The organism is Nonomuraea sp. NPDC001831 (genome assembly GCF_042892035.1).
Taxonomy (GTDB): Bacteria; Actinomycetota; Actinomycetes; order Streptosporangiales; family Streptosporangiaceae; genus Nonomuraea.
On sequence record NZ_JBIATU010000002.1, the window covers coordinates 518,845 to 540,337 of the forward strand.

A 21,493-nucleotide genomic window follows, 5' to 3' on the forward strand; every position below is an offset into this window, starting at 1 on the left:
GCTCAAACCTCGTGCCCGGCCTCCTCCAGCGCGGCCAGGCGGCGGCGGACGTGGGCGCGCTCGGGCTCGCTCCCGGCCGTCCGGAGCGCGGCGCGGTACGCCTCGGCGGCCTCGGGCAGCCGGCCGAGCCGGTGCAGCAGGTCGGCGCGGGCCAGCAGGTACGGGTGGTAGTCGCGCAACCGCCGCGCCCCGGCCGGCTCCTCCAGCAGCGCCAGCCCGGCCTCGGGCCCGTCGCGCATGGCCACGGCCGCCGCCCTGTTCAGCGCCACCACCGGGGAGGGGTCGAGCGCGAGCAGCACGTCGTACAGGGCCACGACCTGCGGCCAGTCGGTCGTGGCCAGGTCCGGGGCCTCGTCGTGCAGCGCCGCGATCGCGGCCTGGACGCCGTACGGGCCGGGCGGGCCGCCGCTGAGCGCGGTCACCACCAGCGCCGAGCCCTCCTCGATCATGGCCCGGTCCCAGAGGCCGCGGTCCTGCTCGCCGAGCAGCACCGGCTCCCCCTCGGGCCCGGTACGGGCGGCGCGCCGCGCGTGCACCAGCAGCAGCAGCGCCAGCAGCCCGGCGACCTCCCGCTCGGCGGGCAGCAGCCGGTGCAGGATCCGGGCCAGCCTGATCGCCTCCTCGGCCAGGTCGAGCCGCTGGAGGAAGGGCCCGGAGCTGGCCGCGTAGCCCTCGGTGAAGATCGAGTAGATCACCTGGAGCACGCCGGGCACCCGTTCCGGCAGCTCGTGGGCCTCCGGCACGCGGAACGGGACGCGGGCCTGCCTGATCTTCTTCTTGGCCCGGACGATGCGCTTGGCCATCGTCTGGGCCGGCACCAGGTAGGCCCGCGCCACCTCGGGGGTGGTCAGGCCGGCCAGGCAGCGCAACGTCAGCGCCCCGCGGTCCTCGGCCGGCAGCGCGGGGTGGGCGCAGGTGAAGAAGAGCCGCAGCCGTTCGTCGGGCAGGCCGCCGTCCTCGCCGGGGGGCGCTTCCGGAGCGGCCCGCTCGGCCTCCGCCGCCAGGACGGCCAGCCGGGTGGCGAGCGCCTGCTCACGTCTGAGCCGGTCGACCGCCTTGCGCCGCGCGGTGGTCATCAGCCACGCGCCCGGGTTGGGCGGCACGCCTTCGGCGGGCCAGTGCCTCAGCGCCGCCTCGACGGCGTCGGAGGTGACCTCCTCGGCGAGGTCGAGGTCGCCGAAGCGGCGGACGAGCGCGGCCAGCAGCCGGCCGCGCTCCTCACGGAAGACGGCCTCGATCTCACGCATCGAAGTCGGCGACCGGGCGCACCACCACCGAGCCGCCGCCGCGCGCACCCGGGCAGCGCACGGCCCAGTCGAGGGCGGCGTCGAGGTCGGGCACGTCGATCACGTAGAAGCCGCCCAGGACCTCGCGCGTCTCGGCGTACGGGCCGTCGGTGACGGTGGGCGTGCCGTCGGCGCTCACCCGTACGGTGGTGGCGGTCACCAGGTCGGCCAGCGACTCGCCGGAGACCAGGATGCCCGCCTCCCGGACGGACCTGTCGTAGGCCATCCACTCCTGGAAGTCGCCCGGCTCCTGCTCGTCGGAGGTGCCGGCGTTGATCAGCAGCATGTACTTCACGATGTTCCCCTTCACGGTCGGCGTACGGCGGGGCCGCCGTACGCCTTCACCACGAACGGGACCCGCCCGGATGGACACGCCACGACGATGACTTTTCCGGGTCCGTCCGGTCATTGTCACGACACGTCACATCAGGTGGACCGACGAGCGTACTGCGAGCATGTCCGGACCGTGACGTACACCTCCGTCGACCAGCACCTCAGCCCGTTTTCCGGCAGATAAGGTTGACATACGGCGTTTCGGGGGTTTCGCCGCTCACGATTCTGAGGGGGACGGGTGGCGGAGTCGTTCGGCACGATGCTGCGGAGCCTGAGACACGCCGCCGGGCTGACCATCGAGGAGCTCTCCCACGCCTCCGGCGTCAGCGTGCGCGCCATCGGCGACATGGAGCGGGGGGCCAGCCGGGGCCCGCAGCGGCGCACCGTCGAGGCCCTGGCCGAGGCGCTGCGGCTGGACGAGCCGCGGCGCACGGCGCTGTCCGACGCCGCCCGCGCCGGCCGCCCCCGCCAGGACGCCGCGCCGGGCGCCTGCGAGCCGCCCCGCGGCGTGGGCGACTTCACCGGCCGCGAACGTGAGCTGCGCCTGCTGCGCGACCTGGCCGCCCGCACGGCCGAGAACGCGCCCGCCGTCGTCGCCGCCGTCTCCGGGGCCGCCGGCATCGGCAAGACCGCCCTCGCCGTACGCGCCACCGCCCACCTGGCCGACCTGTTCCCCGACGGCCGCTTCTACCTGGACCTGCGCGGCATGGACCCGGTCCCGCTGGACCCGGGCACGGCGCTGTCCCGGCTGCTCAACGCCCTGGGCGTGGCCGAGCGGCGCATCCCGGCCGACGAGGAGGACCGCGCCGGCCAGTACCGCGCCCTGCTGCGCGGCCGGCGCTGCCTGATCGTCCTGGACAACGCCGCGCACGAGGCCCAGGTGCGCCCGCTGCTGCCGGCCGAGGGCCCGGCGATGACGCTGGTCACCGGCCGCCGCCCGCTGGCCGGGCTGGAGGGCGTGCACCAGGTGCCGCTGGCGCACCTGGCGGCCGGGGAGTCGGCCGCGCTGCTGCGCGCGATCGTCGGCGCCGAGCGCGCCGACGCCGACCCGGACGGGGTCGCGCGGGTGGCCGACCTGTGCGGGAACCTGCCGCTGGCGCTGCGCATCGCCGGGAACCGGCTGCAGAGCAGGCCCGGCTGGACCGCCGGGCACCTGGCCGCCCGCCTCGGCGACGAGGGACGCCGGGTGGAGTCGCTGGCCGCCGGCGACCTGTCGGTGGCGGCGGCCTTCGCGCTGTCGTACCGGCAGCTCTCGGCGCCCGCGCGGCGCGGCTTCCGGCGGCTGGCGCTGGCCGCCGCGCCGGACTTCGGGGTGCCGATGACGGCCGTCCTCGCCGAGCTCGGCCCGGACGAGGCCGAGGACGCCCTGGAGGAACTGGTCGATCTCGGGCTGCTGCAGTCGCCGTACCCCGGCCGCTACCGCTTCCACGACCTGGTACGGCTGTTCGCCCGCGCCCGGCTGTCCGACGAGGAGCCCATGACGGCCCAGCGGCAGGCGCGGCGGCGGATGGACGACTGGCTGCTGGAGGTCGCGACCGTCGCCGGGCGCTGGTTCGAGCCGGCCTACGGCGCGCCGCCGTCCGGGTGGAGCTCGCTGGTCGAGCTGGACAGCGCGCGGCAGGCGCAGGAATGGCTCCAGGCCGAGGGCACGGCGTGGCTGGCCGCGCTGCGGCAGGCGGCCCGCGCCGGCGAGCACGCGCGGGTCGTCGAGGTGGCCGAGGCCATGCACTGGTTCTCCGACCTGTGGATGCACTGGGGGCACTGGCCCGAGGTGTTCGAGCTGTCGTCCGGCGCGGCCCGCGAAGCGGGCGACCGTGCGCAGGAGGCGGTTCATCTCAACTACCTGTCCTGGGCGCGCACGTACTGCCAGGGCCGCCACGACGAGGGCGAGCGGACCGCGCTGCGCGCGCTGGAGCTGGCCCGCGAGGTCGGGGACGTGCGCCAGCAGGGCTGGGCCCTGACCTACGCCACCTGGGCGCTGTGGGGACGCGACGAGCGGCGCGCCACGGAGACCGGCCTGGCGCACGCGCGGCGGGCGGCGGAGTGCTTCCGGCAGGCCGGCGACCCCGAGGGGTACGCCCAGGCCATGCTCAGCGTCGGCAACGGCCTGCGCCGGCTGGGCCGCATCGAGGAGGCCGTACGGCACGGGCTGGAGCTGCTGGAACGGCTGCGCGACCCGGCGTTCGGCGGCACGCCGGTCATCGTCGCCCACGCCGTCGGGGCGGCGCTGGACCTGCTGAGTGACGGCTACTTCGCGCTCGGCCGCTGGCAGGAGGCCGCCGACCACTACCGCGAGGCCCTGGTCGAGCTGCGCAAACGCCCGATCAACCGGGCCACCGCCCAGACCCTGACGAACCTGGGCCGGGCGCTGGTCGAGCTGGGACGGCGGGAGGAGGCGCGCGAGGCGTTCCAGGAGGCCCTGGAGCTGTACGAAGCCTCCGCCGACGCCGTCCGGGCGGCCCGCGTGACCGCAGAACTCACCCGCCTGGCCCTGGCCGGGACCACGGTGACGACCCCGGAAGGCGCCCGCTGAGCGGGCCGGTCAGGGGTCCACGAACCGTTCGATGAAGGTCAGGGCGGTGCCGCAGACCTCGCGCCAGCCGCTGTCCACGGTCATCGAGTGCCCGCGCCCCGGCAGCTCGACGATCTCGGTCAGATGGTGCCGGTTGCGCGCCTGCCACAGGTAGGAGGCGTGCGCGGCGGCCCACGGGACCGTGCGGTCCAGCTCGCCGGCGACCAGCAGCAGCGGCCCCCGGTCCGGCGCGGCGCCGTCGAGGCCCCACGGGTCGGCCGCCTGCGCCGCCTGGACGGCGTACGTCTCGTACAGCCGCCTGGCCTCCTCCTCGCCGACGGCGTTGGCCACGGCGTGCCGGAAGCGCCCGTACGTGAGCGCCCCGCGGAACGGCGCCGGGCTGATCGCCACGCAGGCGCAGGCCAGCCCGCGCCCGGCCAGGATCTGCGCGACCAGGCCGCCGGCGGCGTGGCCGACCAGGGCCGGCCGGCGCGCCAGCCCGCCGATCAGCCCGGCGAAGTGCCCTGCGGCAGGCCCGGCGAACTCGCCGTCCTCGGGCCAGGCCGGGACGACGGGGACGAACCCCGCCTGCCCGAACACCTCGGCCCAGGGCTCCCAGCTCTCGGCCAGCAACCACGGGTCGTGGACGAAGACGACCGGGACCCGCCCGGTGGCGTTGGCGTGCCGCACCTGGTCGAGGTCGTAGGCGGAGGGCATGGCGCGGGCGGTCAGCTCTCGTGCAGGGCCCGGCGCAGCGTGCCGGCGGCCAGCTCGATCGCCGACCCGGCCGCGTACGTGCCGCGCAGCGCGTTGAGCATGACGAAGTCGTGGATGATGCCCTGGTAGCGGACGGCGGTCACCGGCACCCCGGCCGCGCGCAGCTTGGCGGCGTACGCCTCGCCCTCGTCGCGCAGCACGTCCGCCTCGCCGGTGATGACCAGCGCCGGCGGCAGGCCGGCCAGTTCCTCGACGGTGGCCCGCAGCGGGGAGGCGGTGATCTCGGCGCGCTCGGCCTCCGAGGTCGTGTACTGGTCCCAGAACCACTGCATGCCGTCCCGGCGCAGGAAGTAGCCCTCGGCGAACTGCCGGTAGGACTCGGTGTCGAAGGACGCGTCGGTCACCGGGTAGAACAGCACCTGCGTGCGCAGCGACAGCCCGCCGCGCCGCTTGGCCATGATGGTCAGCGCGGCGGTCATGTTGCCGCCCACGGAGTCGCCGGCCACCGCGACGCGCGTGGCGTCCAGGCCCTTGGCGGCGCCGTCGGTGACGATCCAGCGGGCGACCGTCCAGTTCTGCTCGATGGCGACCGGGTAGCGGTGCTCGGGCGACAGGTCGTACTCGGGGAAGACCACGGCGGCGCCGGCGCCGGTCGCCAGTTCGCGGACCAGCCGGTCGTGGGTGTGGGCGTTGCCGAAGACCCAGCCGGCGCCGTGGATGTAGATGATCACCGGCAGGGCGCCGGTGCTGCCGGCGGGCCGCACGATGCGGGCCCTGACCTCGCCGGTGGGGCCGCCGGGGACCGTCACCCACTCCTCGTCCACGGCGGGCAGCTCGGCGGGGCCGGACTGCACCTCGTTCACGGCCTTGCGGCCCTCCTCCGGCGGGAGCTGGAAGAGGTACGGCGGCTCGGCGGTGGCCTCGGCGAACGCCTGAGCGGCGGGTTCCAGGACGGGCTTGATCATGATCGCTCCAGGAAGGAAGGGGTGGGAAGCAGGGGGGCCGTTCCCCATCCAAGCGACGGGCCTGGGGAAAGACGAGGCGGAACCACAGGCAGAAGTACGTTTCCGCCTCGTGCGCGCGAGCCGCCCGGCGGTTGGATCGCCACCGGGGCCGACCGGTCCCTTTCGCCCCGAGAAGGAGTTTTTCCCATGACGGAGAGCACCACCCCGACGGTCGTCCTCGTGCACGGCGCGTTCGCCGACGCGGCCAGCTGGTCCGGCGTCATCGCCGAGCTGCAGCGGGACGGCGTCCCCGTGGTGGCCCCGCCGAACCCGCTGCGCGGCCTGGCCTCGGACGCGGCGTACGTCGCCTCCGTGGTGGCCCAGATCGACGGCCCGGTCGTGCTGGCAGGCCACTCGTACGGCGGCGCGATCATCACCGTGGCCGGCGCGGCGGACAACGTCGTCGGCCTCGTCTACGTCGCCGCGTACGTCCTGGAGGAGGGCGAGAGCCTGGGCGAGCTCCAGGGACGCTTCCCCGAGCCGCCGCTCGGCGCGAGCCTGCGGCAGGCCGCCTACCCGCTGGCGGACGGCGGCGCCGCCGTCGAGTTCACCATCGCCGCCGACGCCTTCCCCCAGGTCTTCGCCGCCGACGTGCCGGCCGAGGTCACCCGGGTCCTCGCGGTTGCGCAGCGGCCCCTGGCGGCCGGGGCGTTCACCGAGACGGCGGCCACGGCGGCCTGGCGGACCAGGCCGTCGTGGGCCGTCATCGCCGACGCCGACCAGGCCATCAACCCCGACGTGCAGCGGTTCGGGGCCGAGCGGGCCGGCGCGACCGCCGTGGAGCTCGCCGGCGCCTCGCACGCGGTCGCGGTGTCGCGGCCGAAGGAGGTCGCCGACGTGATCCGGGCGGCCGTCCGGGCCGGCGCCTCCTGATCGCCTCCTGACGGCCTGCCCGGCCGCCAGGAGGCCGGGCGGTCAGGACTGCTTGCCGAGGCCCTGGAAGCGGCTGTCGATGAAGTCGCCCCAGGTGGCGTTCAGCGACATCAGCTCGCCGTCCACCATCTTCCACTGGCGGGCCTTGTGCTGCGGGTAGGCGAAGAGCACCGACGACAGGCGCTCGTAGCCGGCGGGCATCGGCTTGGTGTGCACCCGGTGCGTGGACGGCCGGAACCGCCCGTCGGAGGCGCTGGTGAGCATCCGGCCGATGTTGCACAGCACGACGTCGGTCCCGGCGATCACCGGCTCGACCCAGGTGCCGTCGTGCAGCACGTACTGCAGGCCCTGGTCGGACGGGGGAAGCTGGAGGCCGAGCATCTGGATGCCGGAGTGCTCGTGGGCCAGCACCTCGCGGTCGCCGACGTCCCGGTAGTGGATCACCCGCAGGTTCGTCGCGTCGTGCGAGAGGTCCAGCTCGGGCGTGCCGGGCGGCATCATGCCCCGGACGACCTCGCCGAAGAGCGAGATCAGCCGGAAGGCGATGTCGAACACCTCGGCGGCGCGGGCGCCGAACTCCGGGAAGGCCCGCAGCACGTCACCCGCCCCGGGCGGCTGATCGCCGATCATGGCGCCGCTGACGTGGATGAACTCCTTCGGGTCGGGCACGCCGTTGGCCAGGCGCGGGATCTCCGAGTTGTACGGGAAGAACCCGTGCGTGCCGCCGACGGCGAGCTGCGGGACGACGTCGTAGGCGTAGTCGGACAGGCTCGGCCCGGTCGACCGGCAGGCCGCGGCGAACTCGTTCATCATGGCCTCGACGCGCTCGCCGATGCCGGGCACCTCCGCGGCCATGAAGCCCCATCCGGTCAGCTGCGACCTGATGGCTTCGGTGGCGGCGGCCATGTCGGCCTCGATGTCATGCAGCCTGACGACGGGGGCGCGGCCGCTGAGTTCCATGAGAGGGACGTCCATTGTCACTCCGTTTCTCGATGACCGTTCGGGGATGGTTCGTCGTACGTGCTACGTGCCGGTGCTGCTCAGGTGGCGCGGGTTGCGGACGGCGGGGTCGAGGCCGAGACGCTGGGCGACCAGGGCGACCTCGGTGCGGTTGGAGCAGTTGAACTTGACGAGCAGGTTGGAGATGTGGCGCTTGACGCCGTGGATGGAGATGCCCATCGAGCGGGCGATCTGGTGGTTGCTCATGCCGCGCAGCAGCAGCGCCAGCACCATGTGCTCGCGCTCGGTCAGGCGGCCGAGCAGGTCGGGGCCGCCCCTGGACGGGACGGGCGCGTCGCCGCGCAGCAGCCGATCGAACATGCCCGACAAGCCGGCGACATTGATCTCCTCCCACGGCAGGCGACCGGCCAGCCCGTAGCGCTGGGCGACGCAGGGGGCCGGCTCCTCCCCCTGACGCACCATGGCCAGGATCTGCGGGCGGGCCCGGCGGGGGCGTCCGCCGAGCACGTCCGGCAGCACGGCGAGCGGGATCACCGCGACGTCGAAGTCCTCGCCGGCCAGCAGCAGCCTGGCCTCCGCGCAGCTGCGCACGACCGCGACCCCGGCCACGTTCGGCACCTTCATCAGCAGCGGCGGGAGCCCGTAGAAGGAGACCTCGTCCTCGGCGAGCCAGAAGACGGACAGCCTGGAGCACCTCGCCCGGAGGCTGGAAGGGGAGGCCGGGATCGGCTGGGCGGCCTCCAGCGTGATGGCACTCATCGCATGATCCTCTCTGCGTCGGCGAACGGCGGTCGGTCGGTACGCGGCGGCGGCTCACTCAGTCGCGGCGTCTCACCAGGTGGAAGGAGAAGTCGGTGCCCCTGTGGTAGTCCTGCGAATACAGCACCGGCCGTCCGGCGCTGTCGTGGTGGGTCTGGAGGAGCAGCAGCCAGGCGCCGCCGTCCTCGTGGGTGCCGATGCGCTCGGCCTGGGCGTGGCTGAGGGTCACCGCCCGGACCTGGGCGACGGCGTAGGCGATGGTGTGGCCGTGCTCGGTGAGGAGCTGGAACAGCGAGCCGGTCCAGTCCACCTCGTCCATGGGGCGGCCGATGAGCGAGCGCGGGAACAGGTCGATGGAATACAGCAGCGCGTCGTCCCGGTGCCGGCGCAGGCGTTCCAGCCGGACGATGGCCTCGCCGGGCGGCAGTTGCAGCAGCTCGCGCTGGTGGCGGTCCGGCTCGGTGGCCACGACGTCGAGGACGGTGTTGTCGGCGGTGAACCCGCGGCTGGCCAGCATCTCGGTGACGCCTTCGAGGCGGGTGAGCGGCCGGTCCAGGCTGGGCTGCGAGGTGAGGTAGCGGCCGTCGCCGTGCCTGGCCTGGATGAGCCCCTCCTGCTCCAGGAGCTTGAACGCCTCCCTGATGCTGGTGCGCCCGACGTCGAACAGGGTCATGAGCTCGTTCTCCGACGGCAGCCTGTCACCGGGGCGCAGCCCCTGCTCGACGATCAGGGCGTGCAGCCGGTCACGGATCTGGATGGCCAGGGTGGGATGACGTCGTGTCACGCGGGTCTCTCCTGCACGGACGGACCGCGGAGCGGGGCGATGCCGAGCTCGGCGGCCGATGGGTAGCTGGGGGCACAGAACCGGCGCGTGACCGAGACGGTCGCCACCTGGCAGGCGAGCCGGACGCCGCGCTCCAGGCCCGTGCCGGCGCAGAGGGCGGCCGCCAGGGCGCCGGTGAAGGCGTCACCCGCGCCGGTGGTGTCCACAACGCGCACGCTGGGGACGCCGATCAGCATAGTGCCGCCGTCGTCGGCGATCTCGGCGCCGTGCTCGCCGCGGGTGACGACGACGGTGCGTCCCCTGGTCCGGCCGCGCAGGTCGTCCAGGTCGCCGGGGGTGTCGCCGGCCAGCGCGGCCAGCTCGCCCTCGTTGAGCACCAGCACGTCGGCGCGGGCCAGCAGCTCCTTCCCGGTGCCCTCCAGGAACGGTCCCGCCGGGCTCGGATTGAGCAGGACGCGCACGCCCGGCGGGGCCGCCGTCGCGGCGGCGTACGAGATCTCCAGCGGGATCTCCCCCTGCAACACGAGCACGGCCCCGGCGGGCAGGCCGGCGGCGACGGCGGCCGCCTGGGCGGGCGGCAGCAGGTCGGCGGCCCCCGGCCAGGTCATCACCAGCTGCCCGCCGCCCGCGTCGACGTAGACGAAGCTGCGCCCGGTCGCGACGCCGACGGCCGTGGTGCACTCGCCCACCTCGATGCCCTCGGCGCGCAGCTCGGCCAGCGCCACCGGCCGGGCGGCGTCGTCGCCGAGGCAGCCGACGAAGCGGGCGGCCGCGCCCAGCCGGGCCGCGGCGACGGCCACGTTCGCGGCCTTGCCGCCGTGCGCGGTGGCGTAGTCGGCGGCGTTGACGCTCTCGCCCGGCTCCGGCAGGTGGTCGCCGAACATGTAGAGGTCGACGATGTAGGCCCCGACCGCGACGACGGTCACGAGCCCAGCCCCAGGGCGCAGGGCGCGATGCTGTCGGCGTCGACGGTCACCCGCACGTCGGGGTGGTGGTGCGCGAAGGTCACCGGGAGCAGCACGTCCGGCTCGGTGGTGAGCAGCAGCACCCGGACGATGTACCGCTTCCAGGCGCCCCCGTCGGTGATCAGGTGCAGCCGGCGGGCGGAGAGGATCTCCGACATGCCGACGGTGATCGCCATCCGCGGGATCGCCTGCGTGTAGCCGCCGGTCACCCGGTGGGAGTGGGCCACGATCGTGTCGTCGAGCAGGGGGACGACGCGCGTGGTCGAGGCGGCGAACTCCGCGGCGGTGTACTGGTGCCAGCGCGTGGACGGCGGCTCGTTGAAGGCCAGGTGCCCCCGGTAGCCGAAGCCCGCGTAGCAGGTGTCGGCGCCGCCCTCGGCGCGCAGGCGCTCGCCGAACGCGTCGGGGTCGAACACGTCGGGGAAGACGACGTTGCCGGGGTGGGGCCGCAGGTCGGGGTCGAGGAGCTGGTAGAGGTTGCGGTCGCAGTAGCCGCGGAAGCTGAAGGGATGGGAGGGGTCCACCGGCCGGCCCTGCCAGTCGAGGAACTCGTCCATGTGGAAGGCGAAGACGTCGGCCCAGCTGATGCGCTCCTCGTTGCAGATGCGCGCCAGGATCGGGTACTGCGCCTTCGGGCCCACGGGCAGGATCCAGCGGGTGGGCTCGCCGCGCATGTTGCGGGCGCGTAACTCGTCGGCCATCTCCCGGGCCAGCCGGTAGTAGAGCTCGGTGGTGTCGGGGTAGACGGTCAGCGGGTGGCGGGCGATGGCCGCCAGTTCCTCGGCCGGCATGGACAACATCTCGTCGGTCAGCTCGGCCGACGTGCGGGGATAGGGGTAGTCGAGGTGCCTCGCGCTCGCGGTGGTCACGTCACTCCTCCTCACAAGCTGCGGGTTGCAGGAATCGGGACAGGACGTTTCGGGTGATTCGCCTGATGTCACCGTCACAGCAGGCGAGGCTGGTCACCCAGTTGACGGATCCGGCGGCGAACACCGCGCCGCCGGATCCGAGCAGTCGCAGGGTCATGTCGGCGCGTACGGCCCCCGCGCCCGAACCGGCCTCCTCGGTGGGGGGCCGGTAGTGGTGGCTGTGGCCGCCCGCGGAGGTCGCGAGCACCAGGGTGTCCGGCGGGGTGCCGAGCTCGGGCGCGGCCCGGTCGATCTCGTCCCCCGCCGCACCGCCGAGCGCGAGGCCGCAGCAGCCCACCGGGTCGGTCCCGACGCCCTCGAACACCCAGGACGCCTCCTCCCGGCGGCTGTCGGGCAGGCGGGTGTAGCCGGGGGCGGGCCCCCAGCCCTGGGCGGCGAAGCCGACGCCGAGCAGCTCCTGCGGCGCCAGGCCGCGGTGCCGCCAGAGGCCGCCGGGCTCGCCGGTGGAGGTCAGCACGTCCTCGCCGGGCTCGTCGTCCCACCAGTCGCCGACGTGGCCGCGGCGGACCTCGATGGCGTGCGGGTGACGGGGGTCGACGCCGGTCACCCAGTAGAACCCGTTGCCGCCCAGGTACATGAGCCGGCCGCCGCCGGACACGTACGCGCCGAAGGCCGCGCGTTCGGGGGCGGTGACGTACTCGGGGTGGCTGCCGGTCAGCACGACGCGGTAGGCGGACAGCAGGTCGGCGCCGCCTTCGTGCACGTCCTCGTCGGCCAGCACGTCGAAGGCGAAGCCCGCCGAGTTCAGCCAGCGCAGCAGCAGCAGGTCGGCGGCGACGTGGCGCGGCGCGCCGGTCATCCACCAGCGGTAGTCCGGGGTGAGGTTGAGCACCGGGCGGCGTCGGGAGGAGTGGGTGACGTGGCCGCCCTCGCGCCGCTGGTCGTACAGGGACAGGCCGAGCTCGCGGTGCTCGTTGAGGTAGGCGTCCACCGGGGAGAGCGTGATCACGCGGTCGGTGACCTGCCGGTAGTCGCCGAAGTACTCGGCCTCGCTGGACTGCCGGTGGTTGGCGTAGGCGAGGTAGGTGAACGTGGGCAGGACGACCGCGACCGGGTTCCTGCGCGTCGCGTCCGGGCGCAGCACCACCGGCAGCACGCACGACTGTCCCCGGGTCCGCAGGCGGACGCCGAGCACGGTGGAGCCGGCGTCCCGCGGGACGGTCAGCTCGCAGGTCACCGGCCAGCGGGCGTCGTCGAGGTCCTCCGGGCTGACCTGGAGCGCGGTGCGGGCGCCGCCGCCCGGCCCGAGGAGCCCGGCCAGCGGCCGGTTGACGGCGTTCGCGTGGCGCCCGTTGCCGCTGACGTCCGGGACGACGGGCGCGCCCGGCCCGGCGGACGGGTCCCACAGGGCCAGCAGCTCCGGGCCGAGGTGTTTGACCAGCTCGGGCCCGGTGGTCAGGTCGGTCAGCGGAACACGGCCGGGCATGGCGAGCGGGCCTTCGGTCAGCATGGGCAGGGCGATCCTGCCCGCGTACGGATGCTCGTCGCCCGCCCCGATCCGCAGCTCGCCCGACGGGGACGGCAGCGGCAGGCGGGCCCGCCCGGCGCTCACGCCCGTGGTGCGGAAGTCGTTCAGATGCAGCACGGTCATCAGCGGCGCCGCCTCCCACGCCACGGCCAGCAGCGACCACTCCCCCGCCGGGACGGCCGAGCGCAGCCGGCAGCCCATGCTCCCCGACGGCGTCAGCACGGTCGCCTCGGGCCGGCCCTCCTCGTCGAGCGCGAGCAGCAGCCGCCATCCTGCGGCGCCCAGCCGGGCCACGACCTGGCGCGGCCCGAGCCGCTTCGGCCGGATCCAGAGGGCGAGGCCGCCCCTGGCGGGCGTCGGCACCGAGGCCGCCTCCAGCCGGGAGCCGGGCCGCAGGGGCCGCGGCGCGACCGTCACCGGCACGGCCGGGGTCAGGTCGCTGTCCCGGACGAGGTCCACGAGCGCGGCGTCGGCGTCGCCGTCCGGGCCGGAGGCGTGCACGGCCAGCCGCTCGCCGGGCGCCGCGGACCAGCGGTCGGCGTACCCCATGAGGCGGGGTTCCCGGTCGACGGCCATCACGCGTCTCCTCGCCGGTAGGGGATGCCGACGTAGGCCGGCATGCGCAGCCGTTGGGCGACCACGGCCAGCACCAGCAGCGTGGTGAGGTACGGCGTGGCGTACACGAGCTGGGTGGGCACCGAGTCGGTGCCCTGGAAGACCGCGAAGGCGGCGGCGCCGAGCAGCGCCAGCGTCGCGGCCGCGCGCAGCCGCGTGCGGACGAGCGCGACCGCCGCGACCCAGGCCAGCACGGCCCCGAGCAGCAGCAGCACGTGCACCGCGCTCGCCTGGCGCAGTTGCAGCGCGTCGGCGTAACCGAACAGCAGCGCCCCCGCCGCCGTGCCGGACGGCCGCCAGTTGCCGAAGATCATGGCGGCCAGCCCGATGAAGCCCCGGCCGCCGGTCTGGCCCTCGCGGTAGACGGTCGAGGAGACGGTGACCAGGTAGGCCCCGCCGAGCCCGGCCAGCCCGCCGGAGACCAGCACGCCGTAGTACCGCATCCGCAGCACCGGGACCCCGAGCGAGTCCGCCGCCGCCGGGTGCTCGCCCGCCGACCGCAGCCGCAGCCCGAACGCGGTACGCCACAGCAGCACGAAGGTCAGCGGGACCAGCGCGACGGCGACCACGGTGAGCAGCGAGACCTCGTGCAGGAAGCCCCGCACGATCCCGGCCAGGTCGGACACCAGGAAGAACCGGCCGCGTTCCAGGGCGCCGAGCAGGTCGGCCGTGCCCCCGCCGCCCGCCAGGACGGGCACGCTGACCGTGCCGATCGACCCGCTCACCGGCGGCGACTGGGTGGCACCCGCGCCCGGCAGGCCGCTGAAGGCGATGACCGACATGAACCGGGCCACGCCCACCGCCAGGATGTTGATCGCGATGCCGCACACCACCTGGTCGACCCCGAAGGTGACGGTGACGACCGCGTGCAGCAGCCCGGCCGCGACCCCGCCGAGCGTGCCGGCCAGCACCCCGGCCCAGACGCCGAACCCGTACCCGGCCCAGGCGCCGCAGACCGTGCCGATGATCATCATGCCCTCGATGCCGAGGTTGGCGACGCCCGCCCGCTCGCTCCACAGGCCGCTCAGCCCGGCGAGCCCGATCGGGACCGCCAGCCGCAGCGCCGCCCCGACGACGCCCGACCCGGTGAGCTCGTCGGCGCCGGTGAACACCCTGACCACCGACATCGCCAGCAGCAGGACGAGCGCGGCCCGCCACCACCGGTACCGTCCCGCGCTCATGCGGTCGGCTCCAGCGCCGGGGACGCCTGCTCCCGTACGAGCCGCTCGGCCCGCCGGCGTTCCATCCGCCGCGCCACCTCGTAGGCCACCACGACGCTGAGCACGATGACGCCCTGCATGATCGTGACGATCTCCTTGGGGATGCCCTCGATGTCGAGGATCAGCGCCGACCGTTCCAGGAACCCGAAGAGCAGCGCGGCCAGCGCGATGCCCGCGGGCGTGTTGCGGCCGAGCAGGGCCACGGCGATCCCGGTGAAGCCCGCGCCGGAGGGGAAGTCCATGCCGTAGCGGTAGGTCTGGCCCAGCAGGTCGGGCAGCCCGGCCAGGCCCGCCAGGCCGCCGGAGAGCAGCATCGTGACGAGGATCATCCGGCGCGGGTCGATGCCCTGGACGCGCGCCGCCACCGGGTTCAGGCCGCCGGCCCTCAGCTCGTAGCCGTAGCGGCTGCGGGTGAGCAGCACGTGCACCGCCACCCCCAGCACGACCGCGCCCAGCGTGGCCGAGCCGAGCTGGTCGCCCGACGGCAGCGTGAGCTGCGGCAGCCGGGCCGACGGCGGCAGCTCCCGCGTCGAGCCCGAGGTGCTGCCGGCGGCGAAGACCTCGGCCAGCAGGTAGGCGACGACGGCGGTGGCGACGTAGTTCAGCAGCAGCGTGGACAGCACCTCGGAGACCCCGCGCCACACCTTGAGCACCGCGGCGATCCCCGCCCACAGCGCTCCGGCCAGCACCGCGACCAGGCAGACGAACGCCAGGTGCAGCGGGCCGGGCAGCCGCACTGCCGCCCCGGCGACCGCGGCGAACAGCGCGGCCACGTGGTACTGGCCCTCGACCCCGATGTTGAACAGCTTCATCCGGAAGGTGACGGCCACGGCGAGGGCGGCGAAGAAGTAGACGGCCGCCCGGTTCACCGCGGAGACGAGCGAGTCCGGCCGGAGCCCGAACTCCAGCATCGTCAGGTACGTCCGCCCCGGCGCGGCCCCCACCGCGGCCAGCAGCGCGGTGGCGACCGTGAGCGCGATCAGCAGCGCGAGCGCCGGGACGGCGAGCACGCCCAGCGCCTCCCGGCCCGCCGCCCGCGCCCGGCTCACCGGCTCTCCGCCGGCCTGGCGGGCACCTTGATCTCGCCCGAGACGATCCGTTTGCGCAGCTCCTCCAGCCGCGGCTGGATGTCGGCGAGCTCGCCGCCGCTGGTGGCGTAGCCGACGCCGCCCTCCTTGAGCCCGAACTCGCGCACCCCGGCGATCGGCCGCCCCGCCACCGCGTCCCGGACGATGCTCAGCACCGCGACGTCGAGCTGCTTGGTGGCGCTGGTCAGGATCACCCCGGCGAGCCCGGGATCGACCGTCTTGCGCTGGTCGACGTCGACGCCGATCGCCCACTTGCCGGCCGCCTTGGCCGCCTGGAAGACGCCGAGCCCGGACGCCCCGGCGGCGTGGTAGACGACGTCGGCGCCGCCGTCGTACATGCCGCGGGCCGCCTCCTGGGCCTTGTCGGGGGCGGAGAAGCCGCTGAAGTCGGGCGGCTGGGACATGAACACGCTGGACAGCTGGATGCCGGGTTTCACCGCGCGGGCGCCGGCCGCGTACCCGGCGAGGAACTTCTCCTGCGGCGGCGTCTGCACCCCGCCGACGAAGCCGATCTTCCCGCTGGCGGACTTGAGCGCGGCCGCCGCGCCGACCAGGTAGCTGGCCTGCTCCTCGCGGAACACCACGTTGGTGACGTTGGGCAGCTTCACGGTGGCGTCGTCGATGATGACGAACTGGGTGCGGGGGAAGGCGGGGGCGACCTTCGCCAGCGGCTGGGCGTAGAAGAAGCCGACGGCCAGCACCGGGTTGTGACCGGTCTGGGCCAGCAGCCGCAGGATCTCCTCCAGGTCGGACCCGGCGGCGTTGGGGCTGAGCTCCTTGGCCGAGACGCCCAGCTCGGCCTTCGCGCGGTCGACGCCGGCCCCCACCGAGTCGTTGAAGGATCTGTCGCCGCGCCCGCCGCGGCTGAAGGCCACGCCGACCGAGGTGGCGCCCTTCTTCTCGGCGGCGGGGCTGACGGCGGTGCAGGCGGCGAGCGAGCACAGCGCCGCGAAGAGTGCGAGGACACGGACGAGCACAGGGGCAACGGCTAATCGGGGCACTGGGGCACCTCTCAGACGGGACGCCCGCGCCCGGCGCGGGCCCTGGTGGCCTGCCTCCGCAGGCCGATCCTGGCCGGTGCGTTCCCGGCTCCAGCGACCATCATGAATAGTCGTCAGACAAGCGTCAATACTTCTCTGAGAAATCGGCCGTGGCGTGCCGTTCGAGCCACGCGGCCACCCCGTCCTCGTCGTTGGAGGCGGTCACCTCGCCCACCGCGCCGAGCACGGCGGGATGGGCGTTGGCCACCGCCACCGCGGTTCCGGCCCAGGTCAGCATGGGCAGGTCGTTCGGCATGTCGCCGAAGGCGATCACGTCCGCGCTGCCGATGCCGAGCCGGGACGCCATCGACTCCAGGGCCGCGGCCTTGGTCACGCCGGACCGCATGACCTCGCAGAACACGTCGGCCGAGATGGTGACCTCGCAGCCGGTCAGCAGGCCGCGCACGGTCTCGTAGTACTGGCGGGCGGCGCCTTCGAGCTGGACCATGAGCTTGCCGACGTCGTGCCGGTCGATCTCGTGCTCCAGGCGGGGCACCCGGCGCGCGTCGCGGGCCAGCGGCTCGGGCAGGTGGAAGGCGTCCTCCAGGAGCAGTTCGAGGCGGCACTCGGCGCCCAGGCGCACGCCGGGGAACCGGTCGCGCAGCAGCGCCAGCGTCGCGGCGAGCGGCTGCCGGTCCAGCGGGCGGTAGTCGACCACCTCCTCGCTGCCGAAGTCGAAGGTGATCGAGCCGTTGCCGCAGACGGCGACGGCCGCGTGGTCCAGGGCCGCGGCCACCGGGCGGGTGTCGCGGACCGGCCGCGCGGTCGCGATGACGAACACGTGCCCGGCGGCGCGGGCGCGGCGCACGGCGGTCCTGGTGCGCTCGGAGACCTGGCCGCGGGAGTCCAGGAGCGTCCCGTCGAGGTCGCACACGATCATCCGGCGGCTCACGGCATGACGTCCTTCCCGACGCGCGACTCGATGACGTCGAGCGCCCCGGCGGCCAGGATGCCGCCGATGGTCTCGGCCAGGCCGCGCCGGGCCGCCAGCCCCTGCACGACCACCAGGCTCTCCGTCAGGCCGGTGCCGGCCCGCCAGGACCGCTGCGGCATCGACCCGGCCACCCGCGGCAGGTCGCGCGTGGTGGTGCGCACGGTCAGCAGCACGTGGGCCGCTCCCCCGTCGACCGAGGTCAGCAGCCGCGCGACCCGCTGGATCGCGGCGCGTCTGCGGGCGTCCCGCCAGGCGGCGGGGCTCGCGACGACCTGCGGGAAGCAGGTGCGCAAGGTGGCGACGACCCGCAGGTCGTGCTCGTCCAGGGCGGAGCCGGGGCCGTCGGTCTCGATGACGGCGTCGGCCAGCTCGGGCACCTTGGCCTCCGTGGCGCCGAACGACGGGACGATCCGCACCGGCAGCGGCACGCTCTGGAAGAACTGCCGGGAGATCTTCGGGAAGCCGGTCGCGATCCGGGCCCCGGCGGGCAGGCCGGCGGCGTCCACGGCGGGATGCCCGGAGGGGACGGCGAGCACCAGCCGCCAGGGCGGCACGCACCCGCTCGCCTCGACCAGCTCGACCTTCGCGCCGGTCTCCTCGATCCAGTCGGCGCCGGTCACGCCGAAGTCGAAGACGCCTCGCTCCACGGCGAGCGGGATCTCGCGCGGCTTGTGGAAGGCCACCTCGACGCCGCCGTCGTAGGCGATGCTCGCCCGGTAGCTGCGCTCGGACGGCCGGCGCACCTCCAGCCCGGCCGCGGCGAACAGGTCGAGGACGGGACGCTCCAGGAACGTGCCCTTGGGCAGCGCGAGCGAGACCATGCAGTCCTCCTCGGAACAGGGGGACCGGCCCCCGGCGGCTGGGCGTGCGGCGCGCACCGGCAAGCGTCCCCGTCCGGCCGGGCGGCGGCAAGTGAACCATGGTGGTGGCCGAAGGTTGACTTCGATTCCTGACCGGTGTTCGCGATGATGGAAAAGGGGGGTTCACGGGAGAGGAAACGACGAGTGTCCACATGCCTGACCCTCCTGCCCGCCGTCGACGTGCGCGGCGGCCGGGCCGTCCGCCTGCTGCGCGGCGAGTCCGGGTCCGAGACCTGGTACGGCGACCCGCTCGACGCGGCGCTGGCCTGGCAGGACGCGGGCGCCGACTGGGTGCACCTGGTGGACCTCGACGCCGCCTTCGGCACCGGCTCCAACCGGGCGCGGATCGCCGAGGTCGTCGGCGCCCTGGACATCCCGGTCGAGCTGTGCGGCGGCGTGCGCGACGACGCGAGCCTGGCGGCGGCGCTGGCCACCGGCTGCGGCCGGGTGGTGCTCGGCACCGGCGCGCTGGAACGTCCGGCGTGGGTGGCGCAGGTCATCGCCCGGCACGGCGACCGGGTGGCCGTCGAGCTGGACGTCTGGGGCACCACCGTGCGCAGCCACGGCTGGACCCGCGACGCCGGCGAGCTGTACGAGACCCTGGCCCGCCTCGACGCGGCCGGCTGCGCCCGGTACGTCGTCACCGACATCGCCAGGGACGGCACCCTCGGCGGCCCCAACCTGAAGCTGCTGCGCGACGTCTGCGCCGCCACCGAGCGGCCCGTCGTGGCCTCCGGCGGCGTCTCCAGCCTGGACGACCTGCGCGCCATCTCCTCCCTGACCCCGCTGGGCGTCGAGGGCGTGGTCGTGGGCAAGGCGCTGTACGCCGGCCGGTTCACCCTGCGACAGGCCCTGGAGGCGGTACGCAAGCCGGAGCCCTAGACCGGCCGCATGGCCAGCGCGCGCAGGGCCAGCTCGACCATGCCCGAGCCGGGCGACTCGGCGGCCAGGCGGCGCAGGGCGTCGCCGTCCAGCCAGCGGGCCTCGTCGAACTTGTCGTGCTCGATCGCCGGCCGGGTCAGGTCGCCCTCGACCGTGGCCAGCACGTCGATCTCGCGCCGCAGGCGGCCGTCGCCGCCGGTCCAGTCGAAGACGTCCACCAGGCCGCCCACCCGCAGCAGCCGCCAGCCGGTCTCCTCCTCGATCTCCCTGGCCAGCGCCGCGCACAGCGTCTCGCCCCGCTCGACGTGCCCGCCGACGATGTCCCAGCAGCCGGGGAAGAGCCGCACGTGGGCCGACCGCCGTTGCAGGAACACCTCGCCGAGCGGGTTGAACAGCACGGCGCCGACCACGCAGCGCACGCCCGTGGCGGACGCCTCCCGCTGGATCGGCTCGAACTCCGCCGGATGGGGGGCGCAGGTCATGCGGTCTCCTGGTGCGCGTAGTAGGTGGCGTAGAGCGCCGCGAACGGGCCGTCGCGGCGCAGCAGCTCGTCGAAGCGGCCCTGCTCGGCGATCTCGCCGTCGTGCAGCACGAGGACGCGGTCGGCGCGCCGGATGGTGGACAGCCGGTGGGCGATCACCACGACCGTGCGCCCGGCGCACAGCCGGGCCAGCGCGTCCTGGATGCCGCGCTCGGTCAGCGGGTCGACGCTGGCGGTCGGCTCGTCCAGCAGCAGGATGTCCGGCTCGCGGACGAACATCCTGGCCAGGGCGATGAGCTGCCGCTGCCCGACCGACACGCCCTGCCCGCCGGCGGCCAGGCGGTCGTCCAGGGACATCGGCATGCTGCGGTCCCACACGCGGCGGCCGATCCGCTCGACGGCCCGTACGACGTCGTCGCGGCCGGCGCCGGGGCGGCCGTAGGCGATGTTCTCGGCGAGCGTGCCGGCGAAGATGAACGGGTGCTGCGGGACGACGCCCACCCGCCGCCGGTAGGCCCGCAGGTCGAGGGCGCGGATGTCGCGGCCGTCGACCAGCAGCTCGCCGCCCTGGAAGTCGTAGGCGCGGGCGATCAGCTTGGCCAGCGTGGACTTGCCGCCGCCGGTGTGCCCGACGACCGCCACCGTCTCGCGGGCCGCGAGGCGCACGTCGAAGTCGCGGAACACGGCGGCGCCGGAGCCGTACCGGAAGTGCAGGCCGCGCGCCTCGATCGCGCCGGTCAGCGCGGTCACCGGCGCGTTCCCGCTCTGGACGACGGCGTGGTCGCTGTCGATCAGCGCGAACACCCGCTCGGCGGCGGCCAGCCCCTGCTGGAACAGGCTCCAGAACGAGGCCGCCTGGGTGACCGGCTGCCAGAGCATGCCGAGCGCCTGGAGGGCGAAGTACCACTCGCCCGCCGAGAGCCTGCCGATCGCCGCGAAGCGCCCGCCCTGGTACAGCACGACCGCCGTGGCCAGGCCCGCCAGCAGCGTCAGGACCGGCAGGATGACCGCGTAGATGAGGCCCTGCCGGACGTAGACGCGGTACGACAGCCGGTTGACCTCGTCGAAGTCCTCGTGGACGGCCCGCTCGCGGCCGAAGCTCTTGGCGACCGCGATGCCCAGCATGGTCTCGTGCACGTTGGCGTTGACCTTGGCCATCACCCGCCGCGTGGCGGCCGCCGCCGTGCGGGCCACCCGGCGGAAGGCCAGGGCGGTGCCCAGCAGGAACGGCAGCGCCGCCAGGATGACCAGGCCGAGGCCGGGGTCGATCCAGAACACCACGCCGCCGAGCAGCACCACCAGGAAGAGCTGGCTGATCAGGTTCAGGGTGAGGGTGAGCACCGAGCCGAAGCCCTCGGTGTCGCCGGTGACCCGGCTGAGCACCTTGCCGACCGAGTTCTCGTCGTAGAAGGCGACGTCCTTGGCGAGCGCGGCGTCGGCGGCCTCGCACTGCAGCCGGTAGACCATGCCGCCCACCAGCCGCGCGGTGATCGCCTGGCGGGCCCAGTTCATCGCCCAGGCCAGCACCGCCGCCGCCACCACGAACAGGCACAGCAGCAGGCCGGGGCCGCTGCCGCCGCCGGCCTGGTCGATCAGGCGGGAGACGACGATCGGCACGGAGGCGGTCAGCAGCACCGAGCCCGCGACGAGCAGCGCCGAGCCGATCATGCCGGCGCGGTGGGCGCGCAACTGCCGCAGGATGCGGGCCAGCAGGCGGCGGTTGCCGTACACGCGGTCGTAGGCGTCGGCGTGCAGGCCCGCGAACAGGTCGCTCACGGGCGCC

The 21,493-nt window shown here is 74.6% G+C and carries 20 protein-coding genes; 3 read left to right on the forward strand and 17 right to left on the reverse strand.

What is annotated here, in order from left to right:
• Positions 1 to 2: 2 nt before the first annotated feature.
• Entirely contained in the window at positions 3 to 1,247 is a 1,245-nt protein-coding gene (locus tag ACFYYW_RS07985) for an RNA polymerase sigma factor (protein WP_364418142.1), read from the reverse strand.
• On the reverse strand, positions 1,240 to 1,572 hold the full coding sequence (locus ACFYYW_RS07990; protein WP_387647290.1) for a YciI family protein: 333 nt from the start codon (positions 1,570 to 1,572) through the stop codon (positions 1,240 to 1,242). Before ACFYYW_RS07990 ends, ACFYYW_RS07985 begins: the two co-directional genes overlap by 8 nt.
• Before the next feature lie 285 nt (positions 1,573 to 1,857).
• Here ACFYYW_RS07990 and ACFYYW_RS07995 point away from each other — a divergent pair, with 285 nt between their 5' ends.
• Positions 1,858 to 4,152: an ATP-binding protein gene (locus tag ACFYYW_RS07995; RefSeq protein WP_387646353.1), complete on the forward strand. Its 2,295-nt coding sequence runs from the start codon at positions 1,858 to 1,860 to the stop codon at positions 4,150 to 4,152.
• A gap of 9 nt (positions 4,153 to 4,161) precedes the next feature.
• On the opposite strand, the gene ACFYYW_RS08000 is transcribed toward ACFYYW_RS07995, so the two are convergent.
• Both ACFYYW_RS08000 and ACFYYW_RS08005 read right to left on the reverse strand, forming a co-directional pair.
• Positions 4,162 to 4,848: an alpha/beta hydrolase gene (locus ACFYYW_RS08000; RefSeq protein WP_387646356.1), complete on the reverse strand. Its 687-nt coding sequence runs from the start codon at positions 4,846 to 4,848 to the stop codon at positions 4,162 to 4,164.
• 11 nt (positions 4,849 to 4,859) lie between these two features.
• Positions 4,860 to 5,813, reverse strand: coding sequence for an alpha/beta hydrolase (locus ACFYYW_RS08005; protein ID WP_387646359.1), 954 nt, complete (start codon positions 5,811 to 5,813; stop codon positions 4,860 to 4,862).
• A 186-nt stretch (positions 5,814 to 5,999) separates the two neighbouring features.
• Between ACFYYW_RS08005 and ACFYYW_RS08010 the strand changes: the two genes are divergently transcribed.
• Complete coding sequence (locus ACFYYW_RS08010; protein ID WP_387646362.1) at positions 6,000 to 6,725, forward strand: alpha/beta fold hydrolase; 726 nt, start codon at positions 6,000 to 6,002, stop codon at positions 6,723 to 6,725.
• A 42-nt stretch (positions 6,726 to 6,767) separates the two neighbouring features.
• On the opposite strand, the gene ACFYYW_RS08015 is transcribed toward ACFYYW_RS08010, so the two are convergent.
• The 11 genes from ACFYYW_RS08015 to hisG all read right to left on the reverse strand — a co-directional run bounded on the left by ACFYYW_RS08015 (position 6,768) and on the right by hisG (position 18,308).
• Positions 6,768 to 7,700 carry a 2OG-Fe(II) oxygenase family protein gene (locus ACFYYW_RS08015; RefSeq protein ID WP_387646365.1) on the reverse strand — a complete coding sequence of 311 codons (933 nt, stop codon included), beginning with the start codon at positions 7,698 to 7,700 and terminating at the stop codon, positions 6,768 to 6,770.
• Between the two features lie 48 nt (positions 7,701 to 7,748).
• Positions 7,749 to 8,444 (reverse strand): LuxR C-terminal-related transcriptional regulator, encoded by a 696-nt coding sequence (locus ACFYYW_RS08020; RefSeq protein WP_352323224.1) that lies wholly within the window; start codon positions 8,442 to 8,444, stop codon positions 7,749 to 7,751.
• 58 nt (positions 8,445 to 8,502) lie between these two features.
• Positions 8,503 to 9,228, reverse strand: coding sequence for a GntR family transcriptional regulator (locus tag ACFYYW_RS08025; RefSeq protein WP_352323225.1), 726 nt, complete (start codon positions 9,226 to 9,228; stop codon positions 8,503 to 8,505).
• The gene (locus ACFYYW_RS08030; protein ID WP_387646369.1) at positions 9,225 to 10,154 is read right to left on the reverse strand and encodes a PfkB family carbohydrate kinase; all 930 of its coding nucleotides are present in this window, start codon (positions 10,152 to 10,154) and stop codon (positions 9,225 to 9,227) included. The genes ACFYYW_RS08025 and ACFYYW_RS08030 overlap by 4 nt, the downstream gene beginning before the upstream one ends.
• Positions 10,151 to 11,062 (reverse strand): hypothetical protein, encoded by a 912-nt coding sequence (locus ACFYYW_RS08035; RefSeq protein ID WP_352323227.1) that lies wholly within the window; start codon positions 11,060 to 11,062, stop codon positions 10,151 to 10,153. The genes ACFYYW_RS08030 and ACFYYW_RS08035 overlap by 4 nt, the downstream gene beginning before the upstream one ends.
• Before the next feature lies 1 nt (position 11,063).
• The gene (locus ACFYYW_RS08040; protein WP_387646371.1) at positions 11,064 to 13,166 is read right to left on the reverse strand and encodes a N,N-dimethylformamidase beta subunit family domain-containing protein; all 2,103 of its coding nucleotides are present in this window, start codon (positions 13,164 to 13,166) and stop codon (positions 11,064 to 11,066) included.
• Entirely contained in the window at positions 13,166 to 14,386 is a 1,221-nt protein-coding gene (locus tag ACFYYW_RS08045; RefSeq protein WP_387646373.1) for an ABC transporter permease, read from the reverse strand. The genes ACFYYW_RS08040 and ACFYYW_RS08045 overlap by 1 nt, the downstream gene beginning before the upstream one ends.
• On the reverse strand, positions 14,383 to 15,474 hold the full coding sequence (locus ACFYYW_RS08050; RefSeq protein WP_387646375.1) for an ABC transporter permease: 1,092 nt from the start codon (positions 15,472 to 15,474) through the stop codon (positions 14,383 to 14,385). Before ACFYYW_RS08050 ends, ACFYYW_RS08045 begins: the two co-directional genes overlap by 4 nt.
• Positions 15,471 to 16,490, reverse strand: coding sequence for a BMP family ABC transporter substrate-binding protein (locus tag ACFYYW_RS08055; protein ID WP_352323231.1), 1,020 nt, complete (start codon positions 16,488 to 16,490; stop codon positions 15,471 to 15,473). The genes ACFYYW_RS08050 and ACFYYW_RS08055 overlap by 4 nt, the downstream gene beginning before the upstream one ends.
• Before the next feature lie 148 nt (positions 16,491 to 16,638).
• On the reverse strand, positions 16,639 to 17,445 hold the full coding sequence (locus ACFYYW_RS08060) for an HAD family hydrolase (protein ID WP_352323232.1): 807 nt from the start codon (positions 17,443 to 17,445) through the stop codon (positions 16,639 to 16,641).
• Positions 17,442 to 18,308, reverse strand: coding sequence for an ATP phosphoribosyltransferase (hisG, locus tag ACFYYW_RS08065; protein ID WP_387646379.1), 867 nt, complete (start codon positions 18,306 to 18,308; stop codon positions 17,442 to 17,444). Before hisG ends, ACFYYW_RS08060 begins: the two co-directional genes overlap by 4 nt.
• Positions 18,309 to 18,491: 183 nt before the next feature.
• Between hisG and priA the strand changes: the two genes are divergently transcribed.
• Positions 18,492 to 19,229 carry a bifunctional 1-(5-phosphoribosyl)-5-((5-phosphoribosylamino)methylideneamino)imidazole-4-carboxamide isomerase/phosphoribosylanthranilate isomerase PriA gene (gene priA / locus ACFYYW_RS08070; RefSeq protein WP_387646382.1) on the forward strand — a complete coding sequence of 246 codons (738 nt, stop codon included), beginning with the start codon at positions 18,492 to 18,494 and terminating at the stop codon, positions 19,227 to 19,229.
• On the opposite strand, the gene ACFYYW_RS08075 is transcribed toward priA, so the two are convergent.
• Positions 19,226 to 19,711 (reverse strand): NUDIX domain-containing protein, encoded by a 486-nt coding sequence (locus tag ACFYYW_RS08075; RefSeq protein WP_364418134.1) that lies wholly within the window; start codon positions 19,709 to 19,711, stop codon positions 19,226 to 19,228. The two genes, priA and ACFYYW_RS08075, sit on opposite strands and share 4 nt — an antisense overlap.
• Entirely contained in the window at positions 19,708 to 21,486 is a 1,779-nt protein-coding gene (locus ACFYYW_RS08080; protein WP_364418131.1) for an ABC transporter ATP-binding protein, read from the reverse strand. The genes ACFYYW_RS08075 and ACFYYW_RS08080 overlap by 4 nt, the downstream gene beginning before the upstream one ends.
• Positions 21,487 to 21,493 lie beyond the last annotated feature (7 nt).

Coding starts and splice junctions, on each gene's coding strand:
- ACFYYW_RS08010 (WP_387646362.1), top strand. CDS start 6,000: ATGACGGAGAGCACCACCCCGACGGTCGTCCTCGTGCACGGCGCGTTC.
- hisG (WP_387646379.1), bottom strand. CDS start 18,308: ATGGTCTCGCTCGCGCTGCCCAAGGGCACGTTCCTGGAGCGTCCCGTC.
- ACFYYW_RS08045 (WP_387646373.1), bottom strand. CDS start 14,386: ATGAGCGCGGGACGGTACCGGTGGTGGCGGGCCGCGCTCGTCCTGCTG.
- ACFYYW_RS08040 (WP_387646371.1), bottom strand. CDS start 13,166: ATGGCCGTCGACCGGGAACCCCGCCTCATGGGGTACGCCGACCGCTGG.
- ACFYYW_RS08020 (WP_352323224.1), bottom strand. CDS start 8,444: ATGAGTGCCATCACGCTGGAGGCCGCCCAGCCGATCCCGGCCTCCCCT.
- ACFYYW_RS08000 (WP_387646356.1), bottom strand. CDS start 4,848: ATGCCCTCCGCCTACGACCTCGACCAGGTGCGGCACGCCAACGCCACC.
- ACFYYW_RS08075 (WP_364418134.1), bottom strand. CDS start 19,711: ATGACCTGCGCCCCCCATCCGGCGGAGTTCGAGCCGATCCAGCGGGAG.
- ACFYYW_RS08015 (WP_387646365.1), bottom strand. CDS start 7,700: ATGGACGTCCCTCTCATGGAACTCAGCGGCCGCGCCCCCGTCGTCAGG.
- ACFYYW_RS07985 (WP_364418142.1), bottom strand. CDS start 1,247: ATGCGTGAGATCGAGGCCGTCTTCCGTGAGGAGCGCGGCCGGCTGCTG.
- ACFYYW_RS07990 (WP_387647290.1), bottom strand. CDS start 1,572: ATGCTGCTGATCAACGCCGGCACCTCCGACGAGCAGGAGCCGGGCGAC.
- ACFYYW_RS08005 (WP_387646359.1), bottom strand. CDS start 5,813: ATGATCAAGCCCGTCCTGGAACCCGCCGCTCAGGCGTTCGCCGAGGCC.